This is a genomic window from Janthinobacterium sp. MP5059B, assembly GCF_001758645.1.
Classification (GTDB): Bacteria; Pseudomonadota; Gammaproteobacteria; order Burkholderiales; family Burkholderiaceae_D; genus Janthinobacterium; species Janthinobacterium lividum.
Genome location: NZ_LRHX01000013.1, coordinates 1 through 22800 on the forward strand (window position 1 = coordinate 1; position 22800 = coordinate 22800).

Genomic DNA, 22800 nt, shown 5'->3' on the forward strand with positions numbered 1-22800 from the left:
ATGTGTAAGGCATGCCGCCAGCGTTCAATCTGAGCCAGGATCAAACTCTTCAGTTTAATCTCTGTTACTTTGCCCTTTTACAGGCATGGTCGAACTATTTAACTAGTTCAAACCCCTCGCATTGCGAGGTGTTTGCTCACTCAAAAAACTGACAGGCCACTACTTTCGTAGCGCCTATTTCATTATTTCTTGTGAACATTTGATATTTTAAGTTTGACAGCGATCCGAAGATCACTGCTGCACTTACATCAAATGCCCACACTTATCGACTGTTAATTGTTAAAGAACTGTATTCGGTACTGCTTTCGCGCTATCGACAAAGCGTTGTGTTTGTCAGCTGCGAAGAAGGAAGAGTATGAAGCATTTTGCTACGTCCGTCAACTCCTTCTTTTTTCTCACTTTACGCTGCATTTGCATGCGTCGTTCAGCGAGGGGGCGAATTATAGCCTTGCCCCGCACGCCCCGCAAGCGCTATTTTTGCGCCAGCTCAAAGGCAATAAGCCTGGCACCGCAATTGCTTATATGAACACATGCACCGACCACCGAGGGGAGCAACTCTGGGCCTGGCAGCAACACGGGGATAGCCCGGTTCGCTTTGCTTTGCTCCCATCTGTGACAGGTGCTACATTATGGAACACTCTCGATATTCAAAAGAGCGCCGCAGTACAGGGCCCAACGGAGGCAACGAGATCATGTATCAACCGTCAGCTACTTACCGTAGCGCACCGTTTTCGTCCATTGCGGACGCGAACATTTTGCCGGCAGGACAGGACAACGTCCCCGTCATCATCGAAACTTCCCATCAGCGTTCAGTCGCCTTTGGCCTGTCGCCCACGGCCACGCCCGACTTTACGCCGGCGGGCAAATCCGACCTGTCCTTGCTGATCGAGCAAAACCGCCTGCTGCACACGCACGCGCTGCCCGCCATGGAAACCCTGTACCAGCAAATCGTCAATACCCACAATATGGTGATCTTGACGGATGCAAACGGCGTCATCGTGCATTCGCTGGGCGACGATGATTTCCTGGAGAAAGCCAACCGCGTCGCCCTGCAGCCGGGCGTGGCATGGTCGGAACAAAGCCGCGGTACGAATGCCATCGGCACGGCCATCACGGAAAAAGTACCGACCTTGGTCCATGCGGACCAGCATTATTTGGCGGCCAATCATTTTCTCACTTGCTCCGCGGCACCGATCACCGATCACCGGGGCAACGTCATCGGCGTGCTGGACGTCTCGAGCGACCAGCGCAGTTTTCACAAGCATACGATGGCCCTCGTGCGCATGTCGGCGCTGATGATCGAAAATCAACTGTTTTCCGCCACCTTCGAAGATGCTATCACCGTGCATTTCCACGCGCGCCCCGAATTCATCGGCACCTTGATGGAAGGCATTGCCTCGTTCACACCCGGTGGACGATTTTTATCGGCCAACAAGAATGGCTTGTTCCAACTGGGCCTCTCATTTGCCGCGCTGCAATCACACACGTTCAGCTCCCTGTTCGGCTTGCCCGTTTCCGCCCTGTACGACCATTACCGCACGGCCGCCCCCGGTTTGCTGAACCTGTGCATGCACAGCGGTGTGCGCGTGTATGGTCGCGCGCAGTTGCGCCTGTCCAATAGCGTCTTCCAGCACGGCTTTACTGCCAGCACCGACCATAGCGATATCAACGCCGTGCCGGCACAGGTTCCCGCGTCCGCCAGCCATGCGGCCAACGCGGCACGGCGCCTGTCCGGCTTGCGCTACCTGCGCACGGGCGATCCGCAACTGGAACTGGTCATCGAAAAGGTCAACAAGGTGCTGGGGCGCGACATCCCCATCCTCGTCATGGGCGAAACGGGCACCGGCAAGGAATTGCTGGCGCAAGCCATCCACAACGATTCGCCACGGGCCATGGGACCGTTTATCGCCGTCAATTGCGCATCGATTCCGGAAACCCTGATCGAGTCCGAACTGTTCGGCTATGAAGACGGGGCATTTACGGGCGCGCGCAAGAAGGGGGCCATTGGCAAGATATTGCAAGCCAATGGCGGTACCCTGTTCCTCGATGAAATCGGCGACATGCCGTTTGGCTTGCAGGCGCGACTGTTGCGCGTGTTGCAGGAACGCATGGTCACGCCCCTGGGCAGCAGCAAATCGATCACCGTCAATGTGGAACTCATTTGCGCCACGAATCATAACTTGCGCGAACGCATGGCCAAGGGTCTGTTTCGCGAAGACTTGTATTACCGCCTGAATGGCCTGGTGGTCAAACTGCCGCCACTGCGCGAACGCACGGACCTGGACACGGTCGTGAAAAAAATCCTCGCAACGGAAGCGCCCGACACGCGCTACACGGTGGCGCCGGACATCCTGCGCATGTTCCACCAGCATAAATGGCCGGGCAATTTCCGACAGCTGACCAATCTCTTGCGCACGGCCATCGTCATGGCAGGCGACGAACATGAAATCTGTTTGCGCCACATGCCCGATGATTTCCTCGACGATATTGAGATGACGCAAGCGACTGCCGCCAGTGCCAGCACGGACCGCATGATCGCGGCGGGCGCCAACCTGGAAGAAATGGAGCAAAGCGTCATTCTCAAATCGCTCGATGCCCACGGCGGCAACGTCTCGGCCACGGCGCGGGCCCTGGGCATATCGCGCAACACGATCTATCGCAAGGTGCCGCATCTGAAATAAGCTAGAGTAGACGGGAAAAGCCGGGCGACATCGCGCGCCGGCCCCGCTTGTCGATGGTCATCAGGTCGACGCCTTCCATTTGCGCAGCCATCGCATGCGCGCGCGCCGCGCCCGTCACCATGAACGTTGTCGACAAACCATCGGCCAGCAAGCCCGTGGGCGCCAGCACCGTCACGCTGGCCAGTTCACCCGGCGAATCGCCGTTCGACGGGTCGAAGATGTGGTGATGCATGAAGTCGGGCGTGAACGTGCATTCGTAATCGCCCGACGTCGCCACGCTGCGCCCCTCCACTTTCAAGGTGGCCGCGAGGATTTCTGCATCGCGCGGATCCTGGATGCCCAAGGTCCACGGGCGGCGCACGGAACGCTGCCCCCGCGCAACGAATTCGCCCGTATCGAGCAGCGCGTGCCGTATGCCGCGCGCCTGCACGGCCGCCAGCGCCATGTCCGCCGCGTAGCCTTGCGCCAGGCCATTCAAGGTCAGCGCCATGCCAGGCCGGAGAAAACGCACTTCCCGACTATTCCACGCCAGTTGCCGCCAGCCTATCCGCGCCTGCGCTGCGCGCCGCAAGGTGTCCGTCGGCAAGCCGGCCTCGTCTGCTGCCGCGCGAAACAGCTGCCATAAGGGTTGCACGGTGATATCAAAGGCCCCATCGCTCCATTGCGACAAGGCTTGCGCCTGCGCCAGCACGGCCAGCAAATGGGCATCCGGCCGGGCCAGGCGGCCGTCACGGTTCAGCTGGAAGACTTGACTGGCCGGGCTGTAAATGCTCATCAGGCGGTCGATATTCCTCGCTGCATGCAAGGCGTCCTCGATGGCCAGTTCGGCCTGGCGCTGATCGTGGTGCAACACGGTGACGGCGATCGTCGTGCCAAACGCCAGTGCGGCGCCTTGATAAGGCCGCACGCCGGACGCCGTGGCCGTGCCGCGCGCCATGCCGGCCACGCTGCCTATCGCTGCGGAAATAAACGTTCTACGCTGCATTGCTGCTCTCCTCTGCCGTGACCCGGACTATGGGGATGGTGCGGGCACGCTTGATTTCCAGCATCAAGGGCGCGCATTTTTCATCGCTGGCATAAATCACGACGCAATCCATGCACTGGAAACACTCGCCGTAATCAACTTTCCCGCTAGCCGCGATGGCGTGATGCTCGCAACGGTGGCGGCAAGTCTGGCACGGTGTGCCGCACTCCTTGCGACGGGGAATCCAGTTGAACAGGCGAAACCGTCCCAGCAGCGCCAGTGCCGCCCCAAACGGACACAAGTAGCGGCAAAAGAATTTATAAGAAACACTACCAAGCAACAGCAAACCCAGGGCATACGCGACAAAGGGCCAGGCCCGCACGAAGTTCAGGGTGATGGCCGTTTTAAATGGTTCCAGCTCGACCAGCTTGTCCGTGATCTGGCTGGAAAACATGCTGCTACCGAGAATGGCCGCCAGCAAGCCATACTTGATCCATTTCAAGCGCCCGTCCAGGCGCGGCTTGATCTTCCATTGGGGCAAGCGCAGCCACTGGCCCAGCTTGCCCGTGAATTCCTGCAGGGCGCCAAACGGACACAGCCAGCCGCAAAACGTGCCGCGCCCCCAGATCAGCAGGCTGAGCAGCACGAACGCCCACAGGATCACCGTCATCGGATCGAACAGGAAGAAACCCAGGCTGCGCCCCGCCAGCAGCGCCTGGATGGCGCCCGTGATATTGACGATCGATAACTGCCCCTGTGCGTAATAGCCGATGAAACCAATGGTAAACACCAGGAACAGGCGGCGAAACCACACAAATTGCCGGCCCTCGCGCACCAGGCGTTTCTGCCAGGCCAATGCGCCAGCCAGCAGCGCCAGCCCGGCGAGCAACAGCAGCAACTCAGCCTTGCGCCCCTTCCACGTGCCGCGCCACGTGACATCGTCGCCTTGCGGCGCCGTATAAAAGTCGGCCGGCAAGCGGTAGCTGACATCCACGTTGCGGGCGATGCGTTCGGGATACACGATGCCCTTGTTGCGCGTGATCGGCATGGTAAAAGCCAGCGGGCTGGCCGCATCGAGTCCCGCCTGGCTGATGACGCGCAAGACGGCGATATTCTCCGTCGGCAGCGAGGCCGTATCGGACAGGCTCAATTCCAGGTCCAGATCGCGCATGTCGATGGGCAAGCCATCCTGCTTCAGCAACAGCCGGTCCGGGACCGTGCCGCGCACGAAATCGTCGCCCAGCACGCTGTAGCGCCCGCGCGACATAACGAGGATGGCGTGGTCGCCTTCGTCCAGCCGGTTGCGCAGCTTGTTCCAGCTGCGTTCCGTCAACAGGTTGCGCCCCACCGTGGGTACGGACACGTACGCCAGGTACAGGTCGATGAACACGCCATCGGGCGCACGCGTCGCTTCCGCATCGAGTCCCGCGCCGGGACTGCCGGCAAACAAGGTTTCCACATCCTTATTGCTCAAGCGTACGTGCTGGATCAAGCCCCGCTTTAACATTTGCGCGACATCAAGTTTTTCGAACACGTCCATGCGGATGCGGGCGATCTGGTCCGGGTCGCGCCCTTGTGCGAAGCCAAGTTTTTTGCGCGACACTTTCAAGGCCGAGGCCAGCACGCTTTGGTTGATGATGCGCACGGAAGCCGTGGCCTTCGACACGCCATCGATATCGGCGTGCGTGGCATCTGGCGCGCGTTTCTTTCTGGCATCGATGGCAATATTCTGTTTCAGCGACAAGCCCTGGTACTGCTTGACGAACTGAAACAGCGGCGCCTCTCCCAGGCCATCGAGAAACACGGGTTCATGCTGCGACAGCACCGCAACATCGAGAAAGCTGCCTTGCGGATCAATGGCGATCAGCAGATTGACGGGCACGCCGGAAAAGCCGGGAATGGGCGCCAGGTCCACGGATTCAAACACGTAGCCGATCAGCTGCGTGGCCGTGGCGTTTTGCTTGAACAGGGGCCAGACGGGCAAGTCGGTCTCCTTGTCGCCCACGACGATGGGAGCAGGAAAGCGCCTTGCCAGCTCGGCCTTGGTGAGCACGCCCGCCCACGCCTGTCCCAGGATAAACAGGAATAACCAGCATGCTATGAACAACCGCATTGTCCTCATGCACTATGCTCCGTGCGGCGCCTTGTCGCAAGGCGCCGCGTTGATGAGTTAAAAGAAAATAATGCCGCCCAGGGATACGCCATTCATCTTCGCTTCGCCGCCCGTAAAGCCTTTCGAGCGCGTCTGGCCCAGCTCGCCCACCAGGGTGATAGCGCTGTTGAGCGAGTAGTACGCGCCCAGGGTCAGGTTGGCATTCGACTTCAAGCCGCCCGTGCCGGCCGTGTGGTCGTCGTTCTTGCTGATGCCGTAGGACAAGCCCAGCTTCAGCTTGTCCGTCGTCTTATACGTGCCTTGCAACAGCCAGTTCTTCGACTTGGTATCGCCCTGGTCCGCATCGGACAAGATGCCCAGCCCCTTGCCGCCCTGGAAGTTGACCAGCACGCCGGCCGGACCCATCTGGTATGAGCCGCCCACTTCCACGCCGCGCATGGTCAGGTCATCGACACCTGCGGTTTTCGAGGTGAACTTTTGCGACTTCACGCCGAGCCAGGCTTTCAAGCCTTCCTGCGCATACGTCAGTTGCGCCTGCACTTGCGGACTCGACTTCGAAGAATAGGTCGAGCCTGCCACGATGGGCGTATCGGAGACGGGGCTGACCAGCGCCACATCGATGCCAACGCCGCCCAACTTCGGCGAGCTGTACATGATCTGGCCATAGTTGCCCAGATAGGTATAGCCGGCGCCGATATGGCCCAAGGTCACTCTGCCCCGCTGCGTCGCCTGCACGGGTGCGCCCGAACCCAACAAGGTCATGTCCGACAAAATCGCATTCGCGCCGAAGATGCCATAGTCGCGGCCCAGCTTGAAGGTACCCATGTGTTCGTTGCCAAACGTAAAGAAGGCCTGGCGCACATCGACCACGCTGTTCTGGCTGATGGCGCTGTCCGTGGCCGTCGAGTTGTAGATGCCGATCAGGGCTTTCACGTCGTACTCGCCCAGGCGCGAGCTTGCCGAGGTGATCAAGCCATTCGGCAGCAAGCCGTTGCCGATGGTGGTGCGGTCCTTTTCTCCGCCGCAACCGAGCGCCCGCCCGCCCAGCGCCAGCCCGCCCACCGCATCGCCCGAACACGACACTTGCGTGTAATAGGCGTTGACGATGCCGCCCACCGACACGGTCCAGTCGCCAGCCTTGATATCGACGGCTTGTGCCTGCCCCACCGCTGCGATTGTCATGACACCCAGGCTCCCCAGCTTGCTCAATGTGTTCATTTGTTCTCCTCTTTCTTCTCTGTTTTTAGTGTGCACACCAGTGATTGATGTACCTCAAGCTTTGGCAATAAGCGTGCCCAGAACGGCTCAGAGGGAGAAAGAGAAAAGGCGTAGTTAACGTGTGCAGCAGCGGATCAATCGCCACTGACAGTGTTCATTTTTTGACCGCAAGCAGGCATATCGGGCATCCAGGTAAACAAAAAACTGACGGCCTGGGCCGTCAGCAAAAAGAAAACACCCGGCGGACAGGGAGACACCCATCCGTGTGGCCCGGATGTTTCACCCCGTTACTTCGACGCCAGCTTGAAGACCCACACGGAACCGCCCTGTTCCAGGAAGTTGACCTTCTTCGCCACTTCGCCGCCCCACAGCGGCACCGCGCCACCCCAGCCGGAAACGACAGCCACGTATTGCGTGTCGCCATCCTGCCAGGTGACGGGCGGCGCCACGACGCCGGAGCCCGTCTGGAATTTCCACAGCTCCTTGCCCGTCTTCGCATCGACGGCTTTCAGAAAGCCTTCCGGCGTGCCGTAGAACACCAGGTTGCCGGCCGTACTCATCACGCCGCCCCACAGCGGCGCGTTGTTCTTGATTTCCCAGACGATCTTGCCCGTCTTCGGATCGATGGCGCGCATGGCGCCGATGTAGTCGTCAAACAATGGCTTGATGGTGAAACCCGCGCCGAGGAAGGCGCCGCCCTTCTTGTAGCTGATCGGCTCGTTCCAGATGTCCATGCCCCATTCGTTCGCGGGAACGTAGAACAGCTTGGTTTGCGGCGAGTACGCCATCGGCATCTGGTTTTTGGCGCCGAGGAAAGCGGGCGCGGCAAACACGGTCGTGCCCTTCTTGCCTTCCTCTCCCTTGGTGGGGTCGCCAGGGCGGCCGGCGGCGATATAGTTCGGCCGGCCCGTCTTCAGGTCGATGCTGCTGGCCCAGGTGATTTTCTTCACAAACGGAAAGGCGTTCTGCAGCTTGCCATTGGCCGCATCGATGACATAGAAGAAACCGTTGCGGTCGGCCTTGCCGCCGTAGCGCTTGCCATCCATGTCGAAGGTGACGAATTCGTTGGCGCCGTCGAAGTCCCACGCATCGTTCGGGGTATTCTGATACGCCCACTTGATCTGCCCCGTTTTCACATCGAGTGCCACGGTGGACGACGAGTACAGATTGTCGCCGGGACGCAAGTGGCTGTTCCACGGCGCCGGATTACCCGTGCCAAAGTAGGCGAGCTTGGTTTGCGGATCGTAGGTGCCGCCCATCCACGTCGAGGCGCCGCCCGTTTTCCACAGGTCGCCCGGCCACGTCTTATTCGCCGTGCCGGACACGCCGTTGTCGATGGCCTTGCCATCCTTGTCGTAGCGGTGGCCCATATGGCCCTCTACTGTCGGACGGCTCCACACGAGGTCGCCCGTCATCGGGTTGCGCGCTTCCACCCGGCCCACGATGCCAAATTCCCCGCCCGACACACCCGTCAGCAGCAAGCCTTCGGCGATCAGCGGCGCGGCCGTCATCGAGTAACCGGCCGCGTAGTCATCCACTTTCTCCTTCCAGACGATCTTGCCCGTATTCTGGTCCAGCGCCACCAGGTAGGCGTCGAGCGTGCCGAAAATCACCAGGTTGCCGTACAGGGCAGCACCGCGGTTGACCACGTCGCAGCATGGCATGATGCCGTCTGGCAAGCGATGCTCATACTTCCACAGCTTGGCGCCCGTTTTCAAATCGACGGCAAAGATGCGCGAATACGATGCCGTGACGAACATCTTGCCGTTGTGAATCAACGGCTGCGATTCCTGGCCCCGCTGTTTTTCGCCGCCGAACGAGAACGACCAGGCTGGCACCAGCTTGGCCACGGTCTTGTCATTGATCTGCGTCAACGGCGAATAGCGCTGGCCCTGCGTACCCATGCCAAACGACAGGACGCTGGCCGGATTCTTCGCCGTGCTGTCGAGCATGGCATTGGTGACATTGCCCACGTCGGCCGCCTGGGCCAGCGATGCCAAACCCAAACCGATGAGTATCCCCATGATTTTTTTCTGCACAATCATCTCCCTCTGTTTTATTAGTATGTGTGTATCAAGTCTTGCGGTGCTCATGCGGCTGGGCATGCAACAGCGCGCACTCTTCATCGGTGAACAGGCGCGAGCGCGTCAAAAAGCGCTTGCCCGTGCCGTTGTCGAGTGAAAACATGCCGCCATTGCCATCGACCACATCGATAATCAACTGGGTATGCTCCCAGTACTCGAATTGCTCGAGCCCCATGTAGAACGGTGTGCCATTCAAATTGCCGAGATAGATATCGGTGTCGCTGACATCGAACTCGCCCAGCGCATAGCACATGGGCGCGCTGCCGTCGCAGCATCCGCCCGACTGGAAAAACATCAGCGGGCCGTGACGCTGGCGCAACTTGTCCATCATTTCCAGCGCCGCATCGGTGGCGACCACCCGGGCAATTGCTGCACTCATGGCATCCCTTTCTGCGCGCCGCGCCTGGACTACAGGTGCGGCGCCTGTTGCCGGTTTAGAAGAAGCCCAGCGCTTTCGGGCTATAGCTCACCAGCAAGTTCTTCGTTTGCTGGTAGTGGTCGAGCATCATCTTGTGGTTTTCGCGGCCGATACCCGATTGCTTGTAGCCGCCGAACGCGGCGTGGGCAGGATACAGGTGGTAGCAATTGGTCCACACGCGGCCCGCCTGAATGGCGCGGCCCATGCGGAAGGCGCGCGAACCGTCACGCGTCCACAGGCCGGCCCCCAGGCCGTACAAGGTATCGTTGGCGATCGCCAGCGCGTCGGCCTCATCCTTGAAGGTGGTCACGGACACGACGGGTCCGAAGATCTCTTCCTGGAAGATGCGCATCTTGTTATTGCCCTTGAACACGGTCGGACGCACGTAGTAGCCGCCTTCCAAGTCGCCCGCCTGGGTATTGCGCTCGCCGCCAGCCAGCACTTCCGCGCCTTCCTGGCGGCCGATGTCGAGGTAGGACAGGATTTTTTCCAGCTGTTCCTGCGACGCCTGCGCGCCGATCATGGTGGCAGAGTCGAGCGGGTTGCCCTGCTTGATGGCGGCCACGCGCTTCAAGGCCCGTTCGATGAATTTCTCGTAGATCGATTCCTGGATCAGCACGCGCGATGGGCAGGTGCACACTTCGCCCTGGTTCAGCGCGAACATGGCAAAACCCTCCAGGCACTTGTCGAAATAGTCATCGTCGGCATCCATCACGTCTTCAAAGAAGATGTTCGGCGACTTGCCGCCCAGCTCCAGGGTGACGGGAATCAGGTTTTGCGCCGCATAGCCCATGATCAGACGGCCCGTGCCCGTTTCGCCCGTAAAGGCGATCTTGGCGATGCGCTTGCTCGACGCCAGCGGTTTACCCGCTTCCAGGCCGAAACCATTGATGATGTTCAGCACACCAGGCGGCAGCAAGTCGCCGATCAGCTCGATCAACACCATGATGGAAGCCGGGGTCTGCTCGGCCGGTTTCAAGACGACGCAATTGCCGGCGGCCAAGGCTGGCGCCAGTTTCCACACGGCCATCAGGATCGGGAAATTCCACGGGATGATCTGGCCCACGACGCCCAGCGGCTCATGGTAGTGATAGGCATAGGTTTCCGCATCGATTTGTGCGACGGAACCTTCCTGGGCGCGGATGCAACCGGCGAAGTAACGGAAATGGTCGATGGCCAGCGGAATGTCGGCATTCATCGTTTCGCGGATCGGCTTGCCGTTGTCGATGGTTTCCGCCGTGGCGATCAGGCTCAGGTTCTGTTCGATGCGGTCGGCGATGCGGTTCAAAATATTTGCGCGCTCGGCCGGCGACGTCTTGCCCCAGGCATCCTTGGCGGCGTGCGCGGCGTCCAGCGCCAGCTCGACGTCTTCCGTCGTGGAACGGGCGATTTCGCAAAACGGCAAGCCCGTGATCGGCGTGATGTTAGGAAAGTATTCACCTTTTACTGGTGCAACGAATTTGCCGCCGATGTAATTGTCATAGCGTTGTTTGAAGGGATTGGCTACGCCCAGTTTGCTGATGTCTGCGAGATTCATGTCGTCCTCTATCGGGTTAATTAGAATGGAATTACTTAATTAAAATCAAACGTCCTGGTACAGATGGGGTGAGTACACGGAGTCTTCCGCAAATGCCGTGCCAGCTCGCCATCCCACTACAAACTTAGCCGGTTTTATCCCTGTTACAAGGGCGCGGCATCAAACCCGGCACGTTTTTCAGCGCAAGCCACCTGCTTGGGTGGGGACGTGGGCCTGTTTGCATTTTGAACAAGGTAAAGACGTCCTGTTCCAATCCGGGCCAGCCCTGCGGCATCTCCCCTGCGCCGCTGCACAATGGAACAGGTGTACCAGACTGGAACACCTGCGCCTGTGCCACCAAGGAATCAACGAATCACCACGCCCCAAGGCAATTCACCCACGGCAATATCGGCTACCTTCTGCGCGCTGGCCGTGTCGATGACGGATACACTGTTCGAGCGGCCATTGGCCACGTACAGCTTGGCGCCGTCGGGCGTGATGGCCATATTCCACGGGCGCTTGCCGACGTCAATCGTGGCCGTCACTTGATTGCTGGCCGTGTCGATCACCATCACCGTACCGTCCGTGCCATTCGAGACATACACTTGCTTGCCGTTGGGATGGACCACGATGCCATTCGCATTCTTGCCCGCTGGAATCGTGGCAATCGCCTTGCGCGCGGCCATGTCGATCACGTAGACGGCATTGACCAGTTCGCACGCCACATAGGCGCGGCCCGAGTCCGGGCTGAAACCGATGCCGCGCGGACGCAGTCCCACGGCGATGGACGCGACTTGGCGGCGTCGCGCCACATCAATGACATCGACTTGCTCGGCCTCTTCCGCGCTGACTAGCAGCCAGCGTCCATCCGGGCTGAAGACGGCATGTTCCGGGTTGCGTCCCTGCACCTTGATATCGGCGAGCAAGGTGCCTGTCTGGCCATCGAGCAAGGCCACGCTATTGTTTTCCTCGACGGCAACGGCCACGTGACTACCGTCTTGCGAGGCGCTGACGCCTTCGGGCGACTTGCCCAGCGCCACCGTGCGCACGGGCGTGCCGCCAGCGTTGTCGATCAGCAACAAGGCGCTGCTGGCGGCATCCGTGACAAACAATTGCCGTCCGGTGGGGTCGGCGGCGATGCCGCGCGGCCGCTTGCCTGCCGCGATTTGACGCACGACCTGGTCAGTAGCCGTGTCGATCACGCTCAAGGTGCCCGATTTTTCATTGGGGACATAGGCAAAGGGAGCTGCCTGGAGGGCGGTGCTGGCGAGCGCCGGCAATAGCCAGCAAACCTGGCGCAAGCACGAGAAGAAGTTGGGCATAATCACCTTTTCAATGGCAAAACACAGGAAAAGCGCGCGGTAGCGGCGCATCTGCCCATTGCTGTATGCAAACGCCGTGCCACTGACACGCGTATAATTTCAGCCCACCAATGGAGACATGGCAGGCATATTGCTTGATAAGACTATGCAGACCTGTACCGCGCACGCGATCAAGCAGGCTTTTATTCACATTGGAGAATCCGCATGCAGCATCGTTTCCGCCTGAACACCATCGCCAGCCTGTTTGTCGCCGGCAGCGCCACCCTCGCCCCCCACGTCTTTGCCGCCGAAGCAGCTAGCCTGGCCGCCGGACAACTGATGGATACGGTGGTCATCAGCGGCAGCCGCATCGCCCACCCCAGCCAGGAAGTGCCGGCCTCGATCGACATGGTCGACAGCGCCCGCATCCAGGATGGCCAAATCCGCGTCAACGCGTCGGAAGCGCTGGCCGCCGTGCCGGGCCTGGTGGTGCAAAACCGCCAGAACTATGCGCAAGACTTGCAGATCTCGTCGCGCGGCTTCGGCGCACGCTCGGCCTTCGGCGTGCGCGGCGTCAAGCTGATCAGCGATGGCATTCCCGCCAGCATGCCCGACGGCCAGGGCCAGGCCGCCACCTTCAACCTCGATACGGCCGAGCGCATCGAAGTGCTGCGCGGACCGTTTTCTGCCATCTACGGCAACCATTCGGGCGGCGTGATCCAGCTGTTTTCCAGGGATGGACAAAATCCCCCGTCCATCGAACTGAATGTGACGGGCGGCAGCTACGGCACCAGCAAGGTCGATCTCTCGGCGCAAGGCCAGGCAGGCGGCATCGGCTACGTGCTCGACGGCTCGCGCTTCCGCACGGACGGTTTCCGCGACCATAGCGCCGCCACGCGCGAACAGGCGTTCGGCAAGATCACCGTCAAGCCGACGAAGGACAGCAAGCTGACCATCGTCGCCAACAGCCTGCATCAAGGCAATACGCAAGATCCGCTGGGCGCCACCTGGGCCACGTTTGCCGCCGACCCGCGCGCCGGTGAGGTCGACGCGACGGATACGCAAAACCCGAAACGCACCCTGGCCGAACGCTACAACACCCGCAAGAGCATCGACCACCAGCAAATCGGCGCCACCTATGAACAGTCGTTCGGCGATGACCGCCTGCATGTAATGGTGTATGGCGGCAACCGCGACGTGATCCAGTACCAGGCATTTACCAAGGGCTTCCAGGCGCCGGCCAGCCATTCGGGCGGCGTGGTCGATTTCCAGCGCCAGTTCTATGGCATCGATACCAACTGGCTGCACGTGAACCAGTTGGCCGGCGGCAAGCTGAGCACCACCATCGGCATCGATTACGGCCGCTCCAGCGATGACCGTACCGGCTACGAAAACTTCATCGGCAATAGCTTTGGCGTAAAGGGCAAGCTGCGCCGCGACGAGCAAAATGTCGTGTCCAGCCTCGATCCGTATATCCAGGCAGAATGGCAAAGCGGCTCGTGGCTGCTCAGCGCAGGTGTGCGCTACAGCAAGATGAAAGTGGCGGTCGATGACCATTTCCTCAGCAACGGCAACGATAGCGGCAGCCTGGAGTTCAGCCACACGACACCGGTGCTGGGCCTGCTGTACAAGCTGACGCCGAACGTCAACGTCTACGCCAGTGCCGCGCGCGGTTTCGAAGCGCCTACCTTGAATGAACTGTTTTACTCGGGCACGGGCGGCGGCTTCAATTTCAACTTGAAACCAGCGACCAGCACCAACCTGGAAGCAGGCGTCAAGGCCAGGATCAACAACAATACGCACGTCAACGCGGCCGTGTTCCAGATCAAGACCAACGACGAACTGGTGGTCGACAAGTCCAGCGGCGGACGCACCAGCTACCGCAATGCGGGCAAGACCTTGCGCCAGGGTATGGAAGTGTCGCTGGACTCGAACCTGCCGTATGGCTTCACGACCAAAGTGGCACTGACCAGCCTGCACGCCGTGTATGACCAGGCGTTTGGCGGCGTGCGCGAAGGCAGCCGCTTGCCGGGCGTGCCCAGCGCCAACCTGTTCGCGGAACTGGCCTGGAAAGACACGCTGGACCGTTTTGGCGCGGCGCTGGAAAGCGTGGCCAGCAACCAGGTCTACGCGGAAGACAGCAACAGCGAAAAGCCGGCGCCCGGCTATACGGTGTTCAATGCGCGCGTCAACGCCAAACAAAACGTGGGGAATTGGCGCTTCAAGGAATTTGCCCGCCTGAACAATCTTTTCGACAAGACCTACGTGGGCTCCGTCATCGTCGGCGACAGCAACAAGCGCTACTATGAAGCGGCGCCGGGACGCAACTGGTTGCTGGGCGTCAGCGCCCAATATAGTTTCTAAAACTAAAAAGCCCGCGCATCGATCGATGCGCGGGCTTTTCAACTCAAGCACGCTACGTCAGGGCCGCGCTTCCTTCACGCCATATTTTTCAAAGATGGCTTTCAATTCACCGCTGGCCGCCATCTCGTTCATGGCCGCCAGCAGCAACTTGCCCACGTCGAGCTGCTGGCGGCTGACGGCCAGGCCCACGGCCCAGCCGGCACGCGGCAAGCGGGCGAACGCCACTTCGCTCAAGGGGAAAGCGGGATCGCTTTTCAGCACCGATTCGATCTCCGAACGGTTGGCCAGCACGGCATCGAGCTGTCCTGCCTGCAATTGCTGCAAGGCTTCGGCGGCCGTGTCGAAGATGCGCACGTCGTCGCGGTACTTGCCATTGTCTTCACCCAGCATCAGCATGGCCGCGATCGAGACCTTTTCCACGCCGATGCGCTTGCCGGCCAGCGAAGCGACGCCATCGAATTGCGGCACGGCTTGCGCGCTGCGCGCCAGGCGCACGGTTTCCACGTAATACGGCGCGAAGATCTCGACCTTGTCGTTATCCGCCATCAACTTCTTGTCGACCGGCACATGCAGCATCACATCGGCGGGACCATAACCAAGGTAATGCCCCTTCCACACCATATTGCGCAAATCATCGTTCAAGTTTTCGCCGGCGGGAAATGGCAGCAAGCTCAGTTTCAAACCCAGCTTTTTCGCCAGCGCTTCGGCGATGTCGATATCGATGCCCGCGCCCTTGTCGGAAAACGGCGCGAACTCGTTATACACAGCCACTTTCAGGCTGCCCGACTGCTGCACTTTTTGCCAGTCGGCGCGCGCCGGCGCGGCTGCGCACAGCGCCAGGCAGGCGAGCGAGATCATCGCGCGCGCGCCCCGGAATTGAAATGAACGCATGGGACTCCTTTGTGATCAGTTCGATTTAATTCGATTCGCGGCGGGTTTCCAGATAGGTCTTGATGGCCCACATGGCTTCCTGGTTGAACACGCCTTCGAACGGCGGCATGTACACAGCGCCATTACGCACTTTACCGTGGCGTATGGTGGCCAGGTAGTAATTATCCGTCTCCTTGTAGCAAGCCTGTTTCTTTGTCTCATTCTTGATACCGAAGCAATCGCGGTCCAGCTGGCGCAAATCCGGCGCGATGCCGCCCGAGATGGCTTCGATGCCGTGGCAGCGGGCGCAATTCTGGTTGTAGGCCGACGTGCCCACCGTCAAGGCCAGCTTGTTGCCCCGATACGGGTTTTGCTCAAGCCACTTGTCGCCTACCTTGGGCAAGCCCGTGGTATCGACGCCTTGCGGCGTGACATTGCCGTGCGCATAGGCATGCGGCAATGTCAGCAGGGAAGTGAGGGCAACGGCGCCGGCCGCCGCCACGCCGAGCAGGGTACGAATGGAATAGGTCATGCTGGTCTCCTTGGTTTTTTAGTCAATACCAAAGAAGAGCAAATGCCATGCCATGCGTCTATGCCCCACATCCGGCCGACCATGTATCAATTTGGAACAGCTGCAACAGCCAGTTGTGTCAGCGCGCGCGTCAGGCGGCGGCCACCGTGCAGATGCTGCTCCGCTCCTGCTGCTCGAAAGTAATACGCACGGGCAAAAACCGGGCAATCACCTCCGCATTCGTCAGCGCATGTTGCGAGACCTTGTTGCAACTGAAGCTACCGCCGCCGGCCAGCGCCATGGGCAGCAAGAGCTGGTCGGCCAGGTGCTCGCCGACGGCCGCGTCCGTCTTGAGATAGGCGCGCACCTCGTTCAACAGGCGCTTGGCCACGGATTCGGCCAGCAAGGACTTTTCACCGAACGAAGTAAACACTTCCGTGACATGCTCATGCTCGAGCGTCAGCAACAGGACATTGCCCGGTCCCTGCTCCGCCGGCAAGCCGACGAGGCGCAACTGCTTGCCGCTCCAGCCCATGCCCCCGGCGACGCGCTCGAGTTCGCGCTGCGCCACCTGGACATGCACGCCCGCCACCACGCTTTCCGCATACCCCGCCTTCCGTTCGCCGCGCTGCAGCAATGCGATGGGGCGCAAGCGCCGGCACGGTTGCACGGTGGCCGTCACCTCGCCGCCGCCTGCGGGATGAAAGCCGTAGCGTTGCAGCGCGATCTCCACTTCGGCCCCCATCTGCTGCAGGATGCGGCCATACGCGCGCTGCAAAAAATGCACGGGCGGTGCCATGGCATTGTGCGTGCCGCCAGTGATGCGCACGGTGGATGGCCCATCCGCATGCAGCAGGGCCGGCAGCAAGGTTTGCAGCACCAGGGTACAGCTGCCCGCGCTGCCGATGGCAAAGCGGTAATCGCCGCCGCGCAGGGGGCCGGGCACGAATTCCAGGCTCGACGCGCGCAGCGCCACCGGCGTCGTGCGCGCCCCGCAAATGGCAGTTGCCGCCTGCACGGCCAGCAGATGCTGGCGCAGCAAGCCGGGCTTTTCCCGCCCCGCGCGAATGTTAATCAGCCGAAACGGTTGCCCCGTGATCATCGACAGGCTCAGCGCCGAACGTAAAATCTGTCCGCCGCCTTCGCCTTGCGCTCCATCTATTTCTATCATCTCTCTTATCCTTTGACGCAGACGACCTGCTTCAGGATATGCACGACATCAACCAGCTCGCGCTGCGCCAGCATCACCGCATCGATATCCTTGTAGGCCATCGGGATTTCATCTATCACGTTTTCATCCTTGCGGCATTCCACGCCTTGCGTGGCGCGGATCTGGTCATCCAGGTTGAAGCGCCGCTTCGCTTCCGTGCGGCTCATCGTACGTCCCGCGCCGTGGCTGCAGCTATGGAAACTCTCCGCATTGCCCTTGCCGCGCACGATAAAACTCTTCGCGCCCATGGAACCGGGAATGATCCCCAGCTCGCCAGCACGGGCCGACACGGCGCCCTTGCGCGTGATCAGCACATCCTTGCCGAAGTGGTGCTCCTTCTGTACATAGTTATGGTGGCAGTTGACGGCTTCCACGTGCGTCTGGAACGGTTTATGGATGACCGTGCGCACGGCGGCGATCAGATTCTGCATCATCACTTCGCGGTTGTTGCGCGCAAAGCGTTGCGCCCAGCCCACCGCCTCCACGTAATCGTCGTAATGCTGCGTTCCTTCGGCCAGGTAAGCCAAATCCTGGTCGGGCAGGTTGATGAAGTGGGTGCGCATATCCTGCTTGGCCAGTTCGATGAAATGGCTGCCGATGGCATTGCCCACGCCGCGCGAACCGGAATGCAGCATGAACCATACGGAACCCTGCTCGTCGAGACAGACTTCGACGAAGTGGTTACCGCTGCCCAAAGTCCCCAGGTGGCGATAATTGTTCGTATTTTTCAGCTTCGGCGTTTTCAGGCAGATCGCATCGAATTCGTCTTTCAGCTGCAGCCACGCGGCATCGACCACCGAGGGCGGCGTATGCCAGGAACCCTCGTCGCGGCCGCGGTGTCCGCGCGTCTTTGGCGACATCCCGTGCGGAATGGCGCGTTCAATGGCGCTGCGCAGCGGCCCCAGATTATCGGGCAAATCATTCGCCGTCAGAGTGGTTTTCGCCGCCATCATGCCGCAACCGATATCCACGCCTACCGCGGCCGGGATCACGGCGCCCAGAGTAGGAATCACGCTGCCGATGGTCGACCCTTTACCCAGGTGCACGTCCGGCATGACGGCGATGTGCTTGTAAATAAACGGCAGGGTCGCCGTGTTGCGTAATTGCTTTTTGGCCGCTTCTTCGACGGGCACGCCACGTGTCCACATTTTGACGGGACGGCTGCCTTCGGTATGCAGGACTTCGTATTCTTCTTTTTTCATCGCTTCTCTCATTTTCTATTGTAATCAGTACGACAACCCGACAAGGAGGGACAGGATTTTCTGGCGGCGTACTGCGCACGCCAGGCCGGTTTGACGCGGCTGATCGATGTAATCCTGTCTGCATTCGGGGCACTGCGGCGCATGACAAGTCTGGACAGGACGTCTCTTATGTAGTCTTGTCCGCATTCATGCGCTTTACTTCAACAACCGGTTGCCGCGATATCGATGGCGGCGATTTCTCCCACCCAGTGGGCGGGGTCCAGCTGGCCGGCGGCAAAGGCGGCGATGATCTTGAAGACGTCATCGGAAAAACCGCCGATATTCAGGATATCCTCGCATTCCATCGCCTGCGTCGTGGCATGCGGCGCAATATCGATGCACACCAGTTTCGCCTGCGGATTGCGCTGCTTGAACACCTTCCATTGTCCCATCGTCGCTGTGGCGCCGCTGCGTCTGGCGTCGATCCACGATTCGTTATCGGACACATAAATCACCAGGTCGGCCAGCTCCTTCTTGCTGTTCATGCGCACCAGCGGTGCGCTGCAATTGGTGCCGCCGCCACCGATGGCCGCCAGCCTGGCCGCGTTGCTCATCACGCTGTCATCCGCAGCCAGCCCGCACTGGACGACGCTGTGCTCGAACGGCAGCAGCATCGCATTCGGATTCTTGCGCAGCATGGCCGCCGCCACCAGCGCCGCCACATCGATGCAGCGCACGCTCGAGGTGGCGCTGCCGCGAAAACCGCTGACGGGCGACGACATCGAGCCAGAGACGTCGGGGCACACCACCACCCTGCCAGCGATCCGCGGCACATTCGCCAACGCTATTTCCAGCGCCGCTTCCAGCGCATCGCGCACGATGGCCGGCACGCTCTCGTCGGCCGCCAGGTACGCCGACAGCAGCTGGTACGGAAACACCCTTGCCCGGCCAATCGCCTCGGGATCGCGCAGCTTGGCCGCGATCAATTCCGGCATGCCGGCTATCGCATACACGCCGTGACGCCCAAAGGTGTTCAGATTCATGCGCACCATTTGCCAGCTGCCCTGGCGGGCAATCTGCGCCCAATCCTGCGCGCTCAAGGACAGCGCCGTCAGCATCTGGAACGGTACGTCCGGTATCGCTTGCGAAGGATCCGCCTTGTAGGCCTCGAACGCGGCCAGCGCCGGCGGCAGCGCCTTGGCATCGTAGGGCTTGCCGATCAGCCAGGCAAAGAATGCCTCCCGCCACGCTTCCTGCGGTTTCGGATGCACCATCTTCACCACGTCGGCCAGCGAAGGCGCATTGCCCACGGCGGCGGCCAGCAAGGCCTGTTCCGAAGCGGTGTTCAGCCATGCCTGCACGAGCTTTTTCGGACGCGATCCCAGCGACTTGCGTCCCACGGCGCCGGACCGCATGATCTGCACAAAGTTGCGCAGCATCTTGCCGTTGTTGATGACACGCCGGAATGCCGGTGCGAATTGCGCAGCGCCCTGCCCCGCCAGCACGGCCACCAGCAAGGCCGGCATGTCTTTCATGTAGCCCCGTTCGCGGCAGTACACGGCCGTCTGCGCAATGAAGGCGGGGTCGACCGCCTGGCACAGCTCGAGTACTGTTGCCAGCTGCGCTTCGGCGCTGGCATAAAACGTCGTGTTCAGGCAGCCGGTGGCCGCGTATTGCGCCAGCTGATGCCGGGGCGTCAGCGCATAGGCTGGCGCGCCTTCGGCATTGCGTGCCAGGGCAGCTGGCAAGGTTCCTGTCTGTTGCGCGCTCTGGAATAACTGTGCGTTGGCCATTTTTCGTCCCTCTCTGCTCTCTACGTTTATCTCGTTGGTATCTCCTCTATTGCAAGCGCTGTGCCAGCTTTCAATAATTCCTCAAAAATTTTCATAACCAATTGATTTCATTAAGTAATATTTCCACGCAAGCTGTGCACTGAAAATATCCCTGTCATGGCGATTTGGAATACAATTATCTTTTAAGATAAATTTTTATCTCACATATGCAAGCAAAACGCACCGTCGTTATCGGTTTTCTCGGCACGCAGCTCGACAACGGCAGGGGAGCGGCACGCTGGGAAAAATGGCGTCCCAGCATCGCCCTGACCCAGCACGAGGACAAGATCATCGACCGCTTCGAGTTGCTGTACGCGGGCAGCCAGTTCGACAACCTGGTGCGCCAGGTGTCGCAGGATATCGCCAGCGTCTCGCCTGAAACCAGACTGATCTCCCATGAACTGCCTATCAGCGATGCCTGGGACTTCGAGAATGTGTATGGCGCGCTCTATGATTTTGCCAACAGCTACCCCTTCGATCCGGACAAGGAAGACTATTGGATCCACATCACCACCGGCAGCCACGTGGTGCAGATCTGCATGTTCCTGATGACGGAAGCGCGCTATTTCCCCGGCCGCCTCGTGCAAACGTCGCCGCCAAAGCGCCAGGGCGCCGGCAATCCCGGCAGCTACGCGCTGATCGACCTCGATCTGTCGCGCTACGACCAGATCGCCCAGCGTTTTACGCGCGAACAGGCCGCAGGCGTGGCCTTTCTGAAGTCCGGCATCGCCACGCGCAATGCCAAGTTCAACGGCATGATCGATGAAATCGAGCGCGTCGCCATCAAGTCAAAAGCCCCCATGCTGTTGATGGGGCCGACCGGTGCCGGCAAATCCTTCCTCGCGCGCCGCGTGTATGAACTGAAAAAATCGCGCCACCAGATCGATGGCAAGTTCATCGACCTCAATTGCGCCACCTTGCATGGCGATGGCGCAGCCTCCACCCTGTTTGGCCATATCAAGGGCTCCTTCACGGGGGCGGGCTCGGATCGACCCGGCTTGCTGCGCAGCGCGCACAAGGGCTTGCTGTTTCTCGATGAAATTGGTGAACTGGGGCTCGACGAACAGGCGATGCTGCTGAAAGCCATCGAAGAAAAGCGCTTTTTCCCCGTCGGTGCCGATACGGAGGTGCAGAGCGATTTCCAGCTGATCGCCGGCACCAACCGCGATCTGGGCAAGGAGGTGGCGGCCGGCCGCTTCCGCGAAGACTTGTATGCGCGCATTAATTTGTGGACATACGAATTGCCGGGCCTGGCGCAGCGCCCGGAAGATATCGAGCCGAACCTGGAATACCTGCTGACGCAGTACAGCGCGGAGACGGGCGAACGAGTGCGCTTCAACAAGGAGGCACACGAGCGTTTCATGCGTTTCGCCACCCTTCCCACCTCGGCATGGAAGGGTAATTTCCGCGACCTGTCCGCCGCTGTCACGCGCCTGGCCACCCTGTCGGAAGCCGGTCGCATCACGGATGGCGTCGTCGACGAGGAAATCCGGCGCTTGAAGCGCATGTGGCAGCAGCATGACAAGCCCGCCGCCAGCACGGAAATCGACCTGGCCGATATTATGGGAAGCGAGGCAGCCGCGCAGCTCGACCTGTTTGATGTCCTGCAACTGAGGTCGGTAATTCAGGTATGCCAGCAATCGAACAGCTTGTCCGATGCGGGTCGCAAGCTGTATGCCGTATCGCGTGATGCGAAGGCCAAGCCAAATGACGCTGACAGGTTGAAAAAGTATCTGACGAAGTTTGGCTTGAGCTGGGAAGAAGTGAGTCGATAAAACGCCGCACCCGAACACCCGGGGTCAGCCCCTCCACACCGCCAACGCCAGATTCGACGCCAACGCGCGAGGGGGTCTGCCCCCAGCCTTCGTTTGGGATTCGCCATCACAAACCGCCAGACGAAAAAAAACCCGACCATTGCTGATCGGGTTTTTCTCAAGAAACAACAGCCGGGGCTGTTGCTTCAAATAACAAGCCTGACGATAACCTACTTTCACACTGGTTGCAGCACTATCATCGGCGCAAAGTTGTTTCACGGTCCTGTTCGGGATGGGAAGGGGTGGGACCAACTTGCTATGGTCATCAGGCATAACTTGTACTGGCGTTTGTCTCCTGTGGGACGACAAGGCCATGAATCTGGAAGAAGCAAAGATTGGGGTAATGACTGGTAGTATCAACACACACGCAACGTTGTACCGTCTTATCCTCTGCACCTGCTAAGGTTATAGGGACAAGCCGTACGGGCAATTAGTACTGGTTAGCTTAATGCATTACTGCACTTCCACACCCAGCCTATCAACGTCCTGGTCTCGAACGACCCTTCAAAGAGCTCAAGGCTCTGGGAAATCTCATCTCAAGGCAAGTTTCCCGCTTAGATGCTTTCAGCGGTTATCTCTTCCGAACTTAGCTACCCGGCAATGCCACTGGCGTGACAACCGGTACACCAGAGGTTCGTCCACTCCGGTCCTCTCGTACTAGGAGCAGCCCCCTTCAAATTTCCAACGCCCACGGCAGATAGGGACCAAACTGTCTCACGACGT

General features: G+C 60.1%; 15 protein-coding genes and 2 rRNA genes. 3 read left to right on the forward strand and 14 right to left on the reverse strand.

Annotation, left to right across the window (positions count from 1 at the left end):
* Nucleotides 1-692: 692 nt before the first annotated feature.
* Complete coding sequence (locus tag JAB1_RS16060; RefSeq protein WP_244517773.1) at nucleotides 693-2681, forward strand: sigma-54-dependent Fis family transcriptional regulator; 1989 nt, start codon at nucleotides 693-695, stop codon at nucleotides 2679-2681.
* A gap of 1 nt (nucleotide 2682) precedes the next feature.
* On the opposite strand, the gene JAB1_RS16065 is transcribed toward JAB1_RS16060, so the two are convergent.
* From JAB1_RS16065 to JAB1_RS16095, 7 genes are all read right to left on the reverse strand, one after another.
* The gene (locus JAB1_RS16065) at nucleotides 2683-3666 is read right to left on the reverse strand and encodes an FAD:protein FMN transferase (RefSeq protein WP_070280820.1); all 984 of its coding nucleotides are present in this window, start codon (nucleotides 3664-3666) and stop codon (nucleotides 2683-2685) included.
* Nucleotides 3656-5758, reverse strand: coding sequence for a 4Fe-4S binding protein (locus tag JAB1_RS16070; RefSeq protein WP_254672125.1), 2103 nt, complete (start codon nucleotides 5756-5758; stop codon nucleotides 3656-3658). The genes JAB1_RS16065 and JAB1_RS16070 overlap by 11 nt, the downstream gene beginning before the upstream one ends.
* A 57-nt stretch (nucleotides 5759-5815) precedes the next feature.
* On the reverse strand, nucleotides 5816-6976 hold the full coding sequence (locus JAB1_RS16075; RefSeq protein ID WP_139144581.1) for a porin: 1161 nt from the start codon (nucleotides 6974-6976) through the stop codon (nucleotides 5816-5818).
* 287 nt (nucleotides 6977-7263) lie between these two features.
* Complete coding sequence (locus tag JAB1_RS16080) at nucleotides 7264-9000, reverse strand: PQQ-dependent methanol/ethanol family dehydrogenase (protein WP_083299786.1); 1737 nt, start codon at nucleotides 8998-9000, stop codon at nucleotides 7264-7266.
* 49 nt (nucleotides 9001-9049) lie between these two features.
* A complete protein-coding gene (locus JAB1_RS16085) occupies nucleotides 9050-9439 on the reverse strand; it encodes a DUF779 domain-containing protein (RefSeq protein WP_034756816.1) in 390 nt (129 codons plus the stop codon).
* 55 nt (nucleotides 9440-9494) lie between these two features.
* On the reverse strand, nucleotides 9495-11015 hold the full coding sequence (gene adh, locus JAB1_RS16090; RefSeq protein WP_070280828.1) for an aldehyde dehydrogenase: 1521 nt from the start codon (nucleotides 11013-11015) through the stop codon (nucleotides 9495-9497).
* Between the two features lie 344 nt (nucleotides 11016-11359).
* The gene (locus JAB1_RS16095; RefSeq protein ID WP_083299787.1) at nucleotides 11360-12316 is read right to left on the reverse strand and encodes a beta-propeller fold lactonase family protein; all 957 of its coding nucleotides are present in this window, start codon (nucleotides 12314-12316) and stop codon (nucleotides 11360-11362) included.
* A 204-nt stretch (nucleotides 12317-12520) separates the two neighbouring features.
* On the opposite strand from JAB1_RS16095, the gene JAB1_RS16100 reads away from it, so the two are divergent.
* Complete coding sequence (locus tag JAB1_RS16100; RefSeq protein WP_070280831.1) at nucleotides 12521-14659, forward strand: TonB-dependent receptor; 2139 nt, start codon at nucleotides 12521-12523, stop codon at nucleotides 14657-14659.
* A 57-nt stretch (nucleotides 14660-14716) separates the two neighbouring features.
* Here JAB1_RS16100 and JAB1_RS16105 read toward each other — a convergent pair whose 3' ends face one another.
* The 5 genes from JAB1_RS16105 to JAB1_RS16125 form a co-directional block, all read right to left on the reverse strand.
* Nucleotides 14717-15550: a transporter substrate-binding domain-containing protein gene (locus JAB1_RS16105; RefSeq protein WP_070280833.1), complete on the reverse strand. Its 834-nt coding sequence runs from the start codon at nucleotides 15548-15550 to the stop codon at nucleotides 14717-14719.
* Between the two features lie 25 nt (nucleotides 15551-15575).
* Complete coding sequence (gene pedF / locus JAB1_RS16110) at nucleotides 15576-16061, reverse strand: cytochrome c-550 PedF (protein WP_034784660.1); 486 nt, start codon at nucleotides 16059-16061, stop codon at nucleotides 15576-15578.
* 130 nt (nucleotides 16062-16191) lie between these two features.
* On the reverse strand, nucleotides 16192-17211 hold the full coding sequence (gene rtcA / locus JAB1_RS16115; protein WP_070280835.1) for an RNA 3'-terminal phosphate cyclase: 1020 nt from the start codon (nucleotides 17209-17211) through the stop codon (nucleotides 16192-16194).
* A gap of 5 nt (nucleotides 17212-17216) precedes the next feature.
* Entirely contained in the window at nucleotides 17217-18452 is a 1236-nt protein-coding gene (locus JAB1_RS16120; protein WP_034784658.1) for an RtcB family protein, read from the reverse strand.
* 200 nt (nucleotides 18453-18652) lie between these two features.
* Nucleotides 18653-20224, reverse strand: a complete 1572-nt coding sequence (locus JAB1_RS16125; RefSeq protein ID WP_070280837.1) for a TROVE domain-containing protein — start codon at nucleotides 20222-20224, stop codon at nucleotides 18653-18655.
* Nucleotides 20225-20430: 206 nt separating this feature from the next.
* Here JAB1_RS16125 and rtcR point away from each other — a divergent pair, with 206 nt between their 5' ends.
* Entirely contained in the window at nucleotides 20431-22038 is a 1608-nt protein-coding gene (rtcR, locus tag JAB1_RS16130; protein WP_070280839.1) for an RNA repair transcriptional activator RtcR, read from the forward strand.
* Between the two features lie 196 nt (nucleotides 22039-22234).
* Here rtcR and rrf read toward each other — a convergent pair.
* Nucleotides 22235-22347, reverse strand: a 5S ribosomal RNA gene (gene rrf, locus JAB1_RS16135).
* A gap of 139 nt (nucleotides 22348-22486) precedes the next feature.
* Nucleotides 22487-22800, reverse strand: a 23S ribosomal RNA gene (locus JAB1_RS16140); the annotation flags it as partial.

What these genes read in the sequence shown, in the direction of transcription:
- JAB1_RS16070 (WP_254672125.1), bottom strand. Translation starts at nt 5,758, where the DNA reads ATGCGGTTGTTCATAGCATGCTGGTTATTCCTGTTTATCCTGGGACAG.
- adh (WP_070280828.1), bottom strand. Translation starts at nt 11,015, where the DNA reads ATGAATCTCGCAGACATCAGCAAACTGGGCGTAGCCAATCCCTTCAAA.
- pedF (WP_034784660.1), bottom strand. Translation starts at nt 16,061, where the DNA reads ATGACCTATTCCATTCGTACCCTGCTCGGCGTGGCGGCGGCCGGCGCC.
- JAB1_RS16060 (WP_244517773.1), top strand. Translation starts at nt 693, where the DNA reads ATGTATCAACCGTCAGCTACTTACCGTAGCGCACCGTTTTCGTCCATT.
- JAB1_RS16065 (WP_070280820.1), bottom strand. Translation starts at nt 3,666, where the DNA reads ATGCAGCGTAGAACGTTTATTTCCGCAGCGATAGGCAGCGTGGCCGGC.
- JAB1_RS16100 (WP_070280831.1), top strand. Translation starts at nt 12,521, where the DNA reads ATGCAGCATCGTTTCCGCCTGAACACCATCGCCAGCCTGTTTGTCGCC.
- JAB1_RS16095 (WP_083299787.1), bottom strand. Translation starts at nt 12,316, where the DNA reads ATGCCCAACTTCTTCTCGTGCTTGCGCCAGGTTTGCTGGCTATTGCCG.
- JAB1_RS16085 (WP_034756816.1), bottom strand. Translation starts at nt 9,439, where the DNA reads ATGAGTGCAGCAATTGCCCGGGTGGTCGCCACCGATGCGGCGCTGGAA.
- rtcR (WP_070280839.1), top strand. Translation starts at nt 20,431, where the DNA reads ATGCAAGCAAAACGCACCGTCGTTATCGGTTTTCTCGGCACGCAGCTC.
- rtcA (WP_070280835.1), bottom strand. Translation starts at nt 17,211, where the DNA reads ATGATAGAAATAGATGGAGCGCAAGGCGAAGGCGGCGGACAGATTTTA.
- JAB1_RS16120 (WP_034784658.1), bottom strand. Translation starts at nt 18,452, where the DNA reads ATGAAAAAAGAAGAATACGAAGTCCTGCATACCGAAGGCAGCCGTCCC.
- JAB1_RS16080 (WP_083299786.1), bottom strand. Translation starts at nt 9,000, where the DNA reads ATGGGGATACTCATCGGTTTGGGTTTGGCATCGCTGGCCCAGGCGGCC.
- JAB1_RS16075 (WP_139144581.1), bottom strand. Translation starts at nt 6,976, where the DNA reads ATGAACACATTGAGCAAGCTGGGGAGCCTGGGTGTCATGACAATCGCA.
- JAB1_RS16125 (WP_070280837.1), bottom strand. Translation starts at nt 20,224, where the DNA reads ATGGCCAACGCACAGTTATTCCAGAGCGCGCAACAGACAGGAACCTTG.
- JAB1_RS16105 (WP_070280833.1), bottom strand. Translation starts at nt 15,550, where the DNA reads ATGCGTTCATTTCAATTCCGGGGCGCGCGCGCGATGATCTCGCTCGCC.